Source organism: Archangium sp. (assembly GCF_036388035.1).
Lineage (GTDB): Bacteria > Myxococcota > Myxococcia > Myxococcales > Myxococcaceae > Archangium.
Genome location: NZ_DASVSO010000565.1, coordinates 1 through 4,609, shown reverse-complemented (window position 1 = coordinate 4,609; position 4,609 = coordinate 1). Strand labels below are relative to the sequence as shown.

Here is a 4,609-nt window from a genome sequence, read left to right as displayed (position 1 = left end):
GACGCGCTCGGCGCTGCGAGGCGTGGAGGCTCGCGGGCTGGCGGCCGGGTACACCGGGCCCATCGCCCGAGGAGATTCGGGAGTGGTGGCGGCGCACCTCGCGGCGCTTCCGCCCGAGGCCGCCGACGTCTACCGCCCCCTGTCACGGCGCGGGTTACGGCTCGTGAGGCATCGGCTCACGCCCGAGGCCCGCGCCGCTCTGGAGAAGGTGCTCGGTTGAAGGGCCTATTGCCGGCACGTCTTCTCCACCTTCTCACGTGATTGCTTGCATTCGTCGCCATCCTCCCGCGTACGAGATTCGGCCATACACTGTTCGAAGTCGGTGACTTGCTTATACTTCAACCGGTAATAGCAAGCAGCCATATCGCCCAGTCGATATGAGACCAGGTATGTCTCCGTGCAGTCGCCATGGCCGTCGTCCTGATAGCGCTGTATACCCTGGGGTGTCGGCACCAGATGAGTCAGCTCATGCGCGACCGTGTTGATGAGCTCGGATTTCGTCTTGATATCACCGTGGGACCACCACATATCGACCTGATACGGATTGATCGCGGTTCGATTCCAGCTCCCAATCCCCGTGGTCGCGATGGCTCCCGCATGCCGGTTCACCAGGTAGTGGACTTCCTCGAAACCACCGTCGAGCACGGTGGCAACCACGGTGTCGCCGCTGACCTTGAACTCAGCCTCGCCCCGCATGGGGTTACAGTCCGTGGCACGCGTGATCCAGCCATCGAACTCACGAACGAGGGCACGAAACGCCTCATCCTGATAGATGGCGTGGACTTCGGTCAGTGCCTCCTTGAGCGCATAGGCGTGCCGTCTGTTTGGATGATAGAAGTACGCTGTGATCGGCGTGCCTCCACCCGTGGATGGCGTCTGCCATAAGGACTCCGCCGAGGGATTGCGATTGAACCCGCGCCACACGCATCCAGACGTCGTGGCCAGCAACAGCAAGAGTCCCCAGTAACGCACGCGCAGCATCGTCTTTCCTTCCCGCCGACACCCCGAGGGGTCCTGAACGCGGAAAGGGCCAGCGGGAAGCTCCCACTGGCCCTTCCGTGAGCCGCAAGGGCTCCAACCTAACCGAACACTAGCTGAGGATGATGCGCGGACCCTGCAGGGCCTTGCGCACCAGGGCCACGGCCTGCTCGGAGGCGGCCTCGGCCTCGGTGAGGCGGCGCAGGCACAGGTCGCCGTTCTCCGACACCGCCCGCTTGAGATCCGTCAGCAGCACCGTGGCCGCCTTCAGCATCTCCTCGTTCTGCGGGTTGGGCGGAGCGCCCTTGCCGGCCTTCTCCTCCATGTACTTCGTGAAGCGGCGCACCGCGTCGATCGTCTTGTCCGGATCGAACGTCGCCAGCAGCGGCTTGATGCGCTCCGCGTTCACCTTGATGAGCCGCAGCGCGCCCACCTTGCCGAAGCCCGGGTGCTCCAGCGTCAGGTCCGTCTGCTCGAACGTCCCCAGCAGCCCCTCCTCCGGGGCCTGCACCGTGTGCGGCACCACATCCACGAAGAGCGCCAGCGGCGGCGCCCCCTGGGTGAAGGCCTGGGTCTCCTCCTCGTCCACCGGCGGGAAGCTCGCCGGCGTGCCGATGAAGAGCAGCGGCAGGACGATCTCGCCCCAGAACTCCTCGGGCGCCGCGCCCGTGCCACCGATCGTCGCGAACAGGTGGCCCACCAGCTCCGAGATGCGCGGAGCCCGGTCCATCTGGTCCGACAGCGGCTTGCTCGCATCCAGCCGCTGCAGGGCCTGGACGATCTGCCCCTCGAACTGCTGGCGCGCCTCCTGCGGCAGCGGCGGCTGGGTGCGACCCAGCGCCTCACGGATGTCCCGCGCCAGCGCGTCCGGCTTCGCCTCGAAGGAGCTCTTCGCCTTGGCCGCGTCCAGCACCGCGAACTGCAGGAAGCCCGGATCGAACAGCCGCTGGTACTCCGCGGGCCCCATCTTCGGCCCGGTGGCGCCCAGCGACTGCGTGGCCCCGGGGGCGAAGCGCGCCTGCCCCAGCGAGCGGCGGATGTCCGCAGCCAGATCCTCGATCTTCGACAGCTTGCTCTGCGCCAGCGCGTCCATCACCGCCCCGAACGGCGAGAGCATGATGATGGCGTCGGGGAAGCCCAGCGTGGCCCCCTCCGGAGAGTCCCGGTTGGGGAACCAGAAGGCGCCGTGCTCCTCGGCCATGCGCTCGGCGAAGGCACCGGCCAGGCCCAGGGCCAGCCCCTGGTGGTTCGGATTGTTCACCTGGAAGGCGCCGCCGAGCAGCTTGACGACGGATGCCTCGAGCTCCGCCCACGAAACCTTGAGAAGGTCCACCGGCTTGCCCTCGACCTGCTGGAGGGCCGCGGCGACCTGGGCCTGGGCGGATTGGACGTGCGGAGGAGAGGGATGGGCCATTGCGGATTCCTGTTCCGGGTATCTCGAACGTAACGAACGGCCGACCCCCTTACCCCGAAACCCAAGTTCATCGCCACGATTTGTCGCCGCCCCCTAGGATGGGGGCGTATGGCGCGCTGCTTCCCGACCTTCCTACTGTTCAGCCTCCTCCTGTCCGGGTGTGCCTTCGTCACACCTCGGTTTCCGCAGAACGTCCAGACGAGCTTCGTCCGAGACGACATGCGGAAGCTCTCCACCCAGTCCCTGGAGCTGTACTACCCAGCCCAGCTCCGGCCCGCGGCCCTGCGCATCGCCGCCCGGGTGGAGGACTGCGTCGAGCGTCTGCGCCGCCTCACCCAGAGCCCGCGGCAGCGCCCTCGGGCGCTCGTCTACCTGACGAGCGCGGACTTCAACAACGCGTACGTGATGCCGGACGTCTCCAGCATCCCCCAGCAGATGGTGATGCCGTCCCATATGACGCTGGAGCTCTTCGCCCTGTTGGGCTTCGGCCCGTCCGAGCTGGGTGAGGTGGGCTGCCACGAGTCCGTCCACTACGTGCAGATGCAGCAGACGGACGGGCTGTGGCACGCGCTCAACACCGTCACTGGTGGCCTCTTCCAGCCCAACCTCTTCACCGAGTCCTGGTTCCTGGAGGGGCTCGCCACCCACTACGAGGGGCGCCTGGGCAAGTCCTGGGGGCGTCCGCACAGCCCGGTGTGGCGCGGCTACTTCGAGGCCGCCTCCCAGGCGCGTGAGGGGGACTTCCACCCCGGCTTCCTCTCCCCCGAGCACCGGCTGATGGATCCCTTTGGCGGCAACTACCTCACCGGCAGCCACTTCATCGAGTGGCTGGCGAAGCGGTATGGCGAGGACAAGCTGTGGCTGCTGGTGGAGAAGCAGGGGGAGTCCATCTTCTCCCCCCTCGGGGTGACGCTGCGCTTCCAGTCGGTGTACGGCCACACGATTGGCTCGCTCTTCGAGCAGTTCTCCCAGGAGCTCGCCCGGGAGCTGAAGCAGCGCAAGCGGCCCGCCACCCAGCAGGTGCTCGCCCCGGAGGTGGGCAACTTCACCCGGCTGGCGGCCTCGCCCGCGGAGGGGGCCATCGCCACGCTGAGTGCCGGGCGCGAGGACGTCCCGCGCCTCACCGTGCGTGAGCGCGACGGCTCCGTGCGCTTCAGCCGCCGCCTGGCCCAGTTCCTCCCCGGCCGCCGGTGGATCTCCACCAGCCCCATCGTGATGAGCGGCCTGTCCTTCACCGCCGACGGGCGCTTCCTCTTCCTCCTGGCCTCGGACGTCGACAGCCTGGGCAGCTACCTGTCCCGGGTGTGGCAGGTGGACGCGCGCACCGGCGAGGTGGTGAAGACCTGGGAGGGCATCGAGGGCATGGGCGGCGGCGTCACCCCGGATGGCCAGGCCTATGTCTACGTCCACATCACGGGAGACACCGCCAACCTCTACCGGTTGGACCTCGCCACGAACGAGCGCACGCCGCTCACGCGCTTCGAGGGACGCCAGTCGCTCGGGCCGGCCTCGGTGTCGTCCGACGGGCGCATCGTCTTCCCCCGGATGACGGAGCAGGGCTGGAACCTCGCGCTGCTCGAGACCGATGGCACCGTCCGCGCGCTCACGGAGGACACGCACTTCAACTACGCCCCCCGCTGGCTGGACGCGAACCGCGTCGTCTTCGTGCGCGAGCACGAGGGCCGCTGGCAGGCCCACGTCCTCGACGTGACCGGCGGCGAGCCCACGCGCCTCACCGACGCACCGCACCTGGTGATGGACGTGGCCCCGCTCGGGGACTCGGACATCGTCTTCCTCAACCGCCACGGCTTCGACTTCTCGCTGGACCGCGCCCCCATCACCCCGGTGGCCGCTCCCGAGGCCGTCGCGCAGGCGCCCTCCCCCACCCCGGCGCCGGCCCAGCCTCTCTCCGCGGCCTCGGAGCCCTTCCTGGGACGCGAGCTGAACCTCCTCTCCGACGAGCCGTACTCGTCGCTGGAGCACTTCTTCCTCCCCGAGCTGCGCGTCCCGTACGTCTACGCGCTGCCGGAGTTGGTCGACGCCGGAGATGGGATCCAGAAGACGCGGATTGTCGGCTACGCCGGACTGACCCTCGCGGGACAGGATCGGCTGGGCTTCCACCAATACGCGCTCCTGGTGCAGCTCGACAGCTACCGGCGAGATCCCACCATCACCTTCTCCTACGGCAACGCCCTGGCCGCGCCCTGGTACATCCAG

General features: G+C 68.1%; 4 protein-coding genes. 2 read left to right on the top strand and 2 right to left on the bottom strand.

What is annotated here, in order from left to right:
• On the top strand, positions 1-220 hold a 220-nt coding region (locus VF697_RS22815), incomplete at its 5' end, for a DUF2520 domain-containing protein (RefSeq protein ID WP_331098350.1).
• Positions 221-225: 5 nt separating this feature from the next.
• On the opposite strand, the gene VF697_RS22810 is transcribed toward VF697_RS22815, so the two are convergent.
• On the bottom strand, positions 226-981 hold the full coding sequence (locus tag VF697_RS22810) for a hypothetical protein (protein WP_331098348.1): 756 nt from the start codon (positions 979-981) through the stop codon (positions 226-228).
• Between the two features lie 109 nt (positions 982-1,090).
• Positions 1,091-2,392 (bottom strand): hypothetical protein, encoded by a 1,302-nt coding sequence (locus VF697_RS22805; RefSeq protein WP_331098346.1) that lies wholly within the window; start codon positions 2,390-2,392, stop codon positions 1,091-1,093.
• 108 nt (positions 2,393-2,500) lie between these two features.
• Here VF697_RS22805 and VF697_RS22800 point away from each other — a divergent pair.
• Positions 2,501-4,609: hypothetical protein (locus VF697_RS22800; protein ID WP_331098344.1), on the top strand; the 2,109-nt coding region annotated here is incomplete at its 3' end.

What these genes read in the sequence shown, in the direction of transcription:
- VF697_RS22810 (WP_331098348.1), bottom strand. Translation starts at nt 981, where the DNA reads ATGCTGCGCGTGCGTTACTGGGGACTCTTGCTGTTGCTGGCCACGACG.
- VF697_RS22805 (WP_331098346.1), bottom strand. Translation starts at nt 2,392, where the DNA reads ATGGCCCATCCCTCTCCTCCGCACGTCCAATCCGCCCAGGCCCAGGTC.